The organism is Anoxybacillus pushchinoensis (assembly GCF_900111795.1).
In the GTDB taxonomy this organism is placed as follows: domain Bacteria; phylum Bacillota; class Bacilli; order Bacillales; family Anoxybacillaceae; genus Anoxybacillus; species Anoxybacillus pushchinoensis.
The window spans coordinates 1-5,480 of record NZ_FOJQ01000092.1 but is presented as its reverse complement, the minus strand read 5'-3'; the positions used below and the strand labels follow the sequence as shown (position 1 = coordinate 5,480).

The following is a 5,480-nucleotide window of genomic DNA, read 5'->3' as shown; positions in this document are numbered from 1 at the left end:
AGAAGGATACGTATTTATCCGCGAAATATCACCGCATAGCCGCAAGAAGAGGGGCGAATCGAGCGAGTATGGCAGTTGGACGAACGATATTAGAAATCATCTATTACCTGTTAACTCGGAAGGAACCGTATAAAGAATTAGGGGCAGACTATTGGGATCGTCAACGGGAAGCAAAGATCGTGCGTCAGACGGTGAAGAAATTAGAGGGGTTAGGGTACGAAGTGAAGTTAGAAAAAGTGGGTGCATAAAGGAATTAAACCATATATAAACTTTAATACCTTCCTTTGGAAATTATATTCCAAAGGCTAGGTGGGGGTTGTTTTTTGCCAAATTTTGTTTTCAGGATAGTTACATTTGCTCTCAAAAATTTATGAAAAGAAAGGAAGGATATTTTCAATGTCAATCGTCGTTACTGGCGCTACTGGTCAACTCGGAGGTTTAGTTATTCAACATTTACTCAAAAAAGTGCCTGCAAGTCAAATCATTGCCATTGCCCGTAATGTGGAAAAAGCCTCCGTTCTTGCCGATCAAGGAGTGGAAGTTCGTCACGGTGATTATGATGATCCGAAATCTCTTGAAAAGGCTTTTGCTGGCGCTTCCAAGCTGCTCTTTATCTCAGGTCCGCATTATGATAATACGCTTCTTATCGTTCAACATGCAAATGTCGTAAAAGCTGCCAGAGATGCGGGAGTCAAACATATTGCTTACACAGGATATGCCTTTGCTGAGGAATCAATAATTCCCCTTGCACACGTACATTTAGCAACGGAATATGCCATCCGTACGACCAATATCCCGTATACTTTCCTGCGTAATGCCTTATATACGGACTTTTTTGTAAATGAGGGGCTGCGCGCATCCATAGAGTCTGGAGCAATTGTTACGAATGTGGGAAGCGGGATCGTTAATTCAGTAACACGCAATGAACTTGCTTTGGCTGCCGCAACGGTTCTTACAGAGGAAGGGCATGAAAACAAAACGTATAACCTTGTTTCCAATCAACCGTGGACCTTTGATGAACTTGCCCAAATTCTCTCCGAGGTTTCCGGCAAAAAAGTCGTGCATCAGCCTGTCTCATTCGAAGAAGAGAAAAATTTCCTCGTAAACGCTGGTGTCCCTGAGCCGTTTGCTGAAATTACGGCAGCGATCTATGACGCGATTTCCAAAGGAGAAGCGTCCAAAACATCAGATGATCTGCAAAAACTGATCGGATCCTTGACCCCTCTGAAGGAAACCGTAAAGCAAGCTTTGCAAATTTAAGGATTGCTTATATAAGCGAACAGTGCCAGGCACTGTTCGCTGAAATATTCTGTCGAACCCTGTCACAAAATCAAAAAAAACAGAAGCCCTACAGCTTCTGTCTTAGATGAATTATTAACGGCTTATCGCCCGCAGCATAAACTGATTCACATCTTTCTCCGGTCCGATGAATTCGATGTTGGTGCCGATCGCTTCGAAGTGTTTGCGGGCAAAGTCGATTTTTGCTCTTTCTTCGGGACGTAAAAATTCTTCAATTTCCGTGCCTTTTGTTTCAAGAACAAAATATAGTTTTTCTTCTCCATCTTTGTCAATGACAAGCGCCCAGTCTGGGTTGTACGAACCGATTGGGGTGTCGACTTTGAACCAGCTTGGCAGCTTGACGTATACTTTGACGTTTTCGTCGTTTTCAAAGCGCTGGGCGAAGCTTGCTTCAATATCCGAATCGTAAACGACATGGTCAAACGGTGACTTCTCGCTGCGAATGGCATTGTCGTTTAAGTAGGCCAGCAGCTCTTCGTTTTGGAACAATTCGACGGCATAATACGCATCGTCGCCGATTTTGTAATATTTGACACCGTCATTGAGCAATAATCTCATTTCCCGCTGGATGATTTTCGTCACTTCTTCAATAAACTTTTGCGGGTTGTTTTTAAAATCGTCAAGGCGCTTGCATCCGGTTAAAATTTCCACAATCGTCTTCCGCGTTAAATTTGTACGATTTTGCAGCTCTGTTATAATATCCGGCAATGTATGATGAGCGGTAACATAATCTTCGACACGCTCACTCACCGTTTGCGCATGAATTCCTTCCACTTTGTCCATCGTCACTTGATCTTTTCGGCTTAAAATACGAATTTTATGAATCGGCGGCATTTTTTGAATGCTTGCAATGCTTTTCTTAATTAATTGTTCGCTATCGAATTCAACAGAATAGACAGTTTTATATTTTATTCTCTCCCACAACTGAATAAACTCTTCACTATCTAAAATCGCTTTATTCAATTGAACTTTTTTTCGATCGTTTGCATTTTTTATCGGCAAGCGTTGTAAATAGTGTCTTATTTCTTTTATAATCGCTTGTTTCCAAGGTTGAAACTCATCACTGAAGTTTAATTCATGCTTGTCTAACGCTTCTTTTAATGATGGCTTTGCCTTTCCATTTTCGTCAATATAATCATGTTGTTTCAGTTCTTCATATAATTTTGCCGACAACTCATACCCCATTTGCACAGGTTCTTCTGTATCTGGATCGATATAGACTAACTTTGCAAACACATGCTTTTCAAATTTACCAAATGTTACGCCTGTTTCCTCTTCCATTTCCTTTTGCAATGAGGCAACAAATTCTTCATATGATTCATTGGCCATAACCGTTAACGTGTTGACGTTATAGTCTTGGACACGTTCCCCGTTTTGGTTCACTGCTAAACGTAGACCGCGGCCAATCTCCTGCCGCCTTGATACATATGTCCCTGCTGAATCTTTTAATGTACAGATTTGAAACACATTCGGGTTATCCCATCCTTCGCGAAGTGCCGAGTGTGAGAAAATAAAGCGAAGCGGCTCGTCTAAGCTTAATAAGCGCTCTTTGTCTTTCATAATCAAATTGTACACATCTGTATCCGCTTCTGTATTTCCCTTTGTATCTTTTAACCTTCCTTTTTTATCTTGCGCAAAATATCCGTTATGAACTTTCTCTACATCCATATCAACATCGATGTCATTAAATAATGTACGATATTTTGGCTTCTGAATTAATTTCTTGTATTCTTCTTCAAACATGATGGCGTATTTTCCTTTAATTGGATTACCATCTTTATCATAATCACGATAGTTGGCCACCTTATCAATAAAGAAAAGACTTAACACTTTAATGCCGCGCGGTCTTAGACGCAGTTCTTTATCTAGATGCTCCTCAATCGTTTTGCGGATTTGATATCGTTTAATCGTATCGTCGTCAATATCGCCAATGACGTCACCTACTCGCAAATAATGACCGTTTACTTCAATGGACTCATTTCCTTCTGTCCAATCAATTTGTTCAACAATATAGCCGCGGTACAATTCCCGTTCTCCAGAAATATCGTATAAATCGTCCCCATATTTTACTGTTTTTGTTGTTCGTTTCACTTTGCCGCGCGTTTCAACATCAAGTTCAATTTTTGCTTTTCCTTCTTTTACTTCTACTAATTTTATATAAGGGACGTTAAATGATTCTTCAGAACGGACGGACATTACTTCAATTTTCTTTACGAGTTTTTGATTATAGGCATCCACTGCATCAAGACGGTACACCATGTTGTATTTATCGACATGGGTAGCCGAATAACGCAAAGTACATAACGGATTTAGCGATGCGATCGCCTCTTTTGACTTCGGTGTCGTATCGACACTTTGCGGCTCATCGATGATGACAATCGGATTCGTTTGTTGAATGAACTCTATCGGACGATAACCGTTTAGTCGGTCGTTCGTCCGATGAATAACGTTTGCTTTATCTTCTTTTTCCGGGTCTTCAAAACTTTTACGGAAGGCATCGATATTAATAATCATCACTTGAATCGTTGTTGCCGTCGCAAAGTTACGCACTTTATCGAGCTTTTGCGAATCATAAATGAAGTACTCTAACGGCGTACGGTTGTACAACTCGTCAAAATGCTCTTTCGTAATTTGCAATGACTTATACACACCTTCGCGAATCGCCACAGATGGCACGACAATGACAAACTTTGTAAAACCGTAATGTTTATTTAATTCGTAAATCGTCCGTAAATACACATACGTTTTTCCGGTTCCCGTTTCCATTTCAACGGTAAAATTCATCCCATCGAGCGTTTCGCTGCGCGGCAAACCGTTCTTCATTTGGATGGCTTGGACATTTTTTAAAATTTCTTGAGAAGTAAGGTCCAAACGGTTCCCTATGCCTAATGCCGTTTGAATCATGCCGGCTTCTTCTTGCGTACCATAATATACAGTAAAGTTGGACTGTTTCATTTGTTGGCCTTTAAATATTTGCACAACGGAATCAATCGCCTGCTTTTGATAATCTAAGTCAGAAATAAACTTTAACTTCATGGCTTATACACTCCTAACATCCGTGATTCCGTTCTTTTTCAATGTTTGAATCGCATTCGTTTTCACGGAATCATTGATGAAACCAGTCTCTTTGAAAATCACTTTCGGCGGCATATGCTCTGACTGACGTTTCATCATCTCATTAACAATGTCTAAATCAATCTCATCTTCTAGACATAATAAAACGGAACCAAATCCGACGTTGTAAATCGTTTTCCCGTTATAGTCAATCTCTTCGATTGGCGTTGTGAGCGGTAAACCAATTTTTAGTAAAATTTCATACAATAAGTCTTCTTTTGTACGGTCTTGTTTTATGTTATCCTGCAGGTCGAAAAGGGTTTGTTCAAGATTTGCGAAGTCTGGGTCCCAAGGCTTGACGTTAGAAGAATCAAGTTTAAATACTTTAAAGCCAATATCTAAATCTGTTTTCCCTGTTTCCTCGACAATCTTATCGCCTGCACGACGGATGCGTTCTTTTCCGATTTCGCAAATATTTTTATAACCAAGTTTGTACGCTTCTTCATTTTCTTGAAGTAATTCCGGTAGCTGAACCAATATAAATTTATTTTTTCTACTTGTTGATTTTGCATTCAACAGCATTACTGAATGAGCAGTAGTTGCTGAACCACTAAAGAAGTCTAAAACGATATCGTTATCATCAGTTAAAAATTCAATAAAATATTTAATTAATTCAACTGGCTTAGGATTAGAGAACACATGTCGATTAAAAAGACTGAAAACTTCCTCTGCTCCAGTACTAGTATTTCCTTTATCGTCTAAAATGCTTCTAGGTTTTTTGCCTTTTGGTAACCTTTGTTTAAACTGAACTGACCAGCCGTTTTCAGTTTTAACAAATCGAATTTCTCCCTCTTCTAGATCTTTATAAAATCTATCCTGAAAACAAAATTTGGCAAAAAACAACCCCCACCTAGCCTTTGGAATATAATTTCCAAAGGAAGGTATTAAAGTTTATATATGGTTTAATTCCCTTATGCACCCATTTTTTCTAACTTCACTTCGTACCCTAACCCCTCTAATTTCTTCACCGTTTGACGCACGATCTTTGCTTCCCGTTGACGATCCCAATAGTCTGCCCCTAATTCTTTATACGGTTCCTTCCGAGTTAACAGGTAATAGATGATTTC

3 protein-coding genes and 2 pseudogenes are annotated in these 5,480 nt (G+C 39.5%); 2 read left to right on the top strand and 3 right to left on the bottom strand.

Translation table 11 applies throughout. The annotated features are described in order from the left end of the window. Both BM213_RS14070 and BM213_RS14065 read left to right on the top strand, forming a co-directional pair. Positions 1-248 (top strand): annotated as a pseudogene (locus BM213_RS14070) (IS110 family transposase); the annotation flags it as partial. A gap of 148 nt (positions 249-396) precedes the next feature. Continuing rightward, positions 397-1,260, top strand: a complete 864-nt coding sequence (locus tag BM213_RS14065; RefSeq protein ID WP_091705178.1) for an SDR family oxidoreductase — start codon at positions 397-399, stop codon at positions 1,258-1,260. A 114-nt stretch (positions 1,261-1,374) separates the two neighbouring features. Here the strand turns inward: BM213_RS14065 and BM213_RS14060 are convergent, their stop codons facing one another. The 3 genes and pseudogenes from BM213_RS14060 to BM213_RS15355 all read right to left on the bottom strand — a co-directional run. Next, on the bottom strand, positions 1,375-4,335 hold the full coding sequence (locus tag BM213_RS14060) for a type III restriction-modification system endonuclease (RefSeq protein ID WP_091705173.1): 2,961 nt from the start codon (positions 4,333-4,335) through the stop codon (positions 1,375-1,377). A gap of 3 nt (positions 4,336-4,338) precedes the next feature. After that, the gene (locus BM213_RS14055; RefSeq protein ID WP_244149316.1) at positions 4,339-5,256 is read right to left on the bottom strand and encodes a DNA methyltransferase; all 918 of its coding nucleotides are present in this window, start codon (positions 5,254-5,256) and stop codon (positions 4,339-4,341) included. Positions 5,257-5,324: 68 nt separating this feature from the next. Continuing rightward, positions 5,325-5,480 (bottom strand): annotated as a pseudogene (locus tag BM213_RS15355) (IS110 family transposase); the annotation flags it as partial.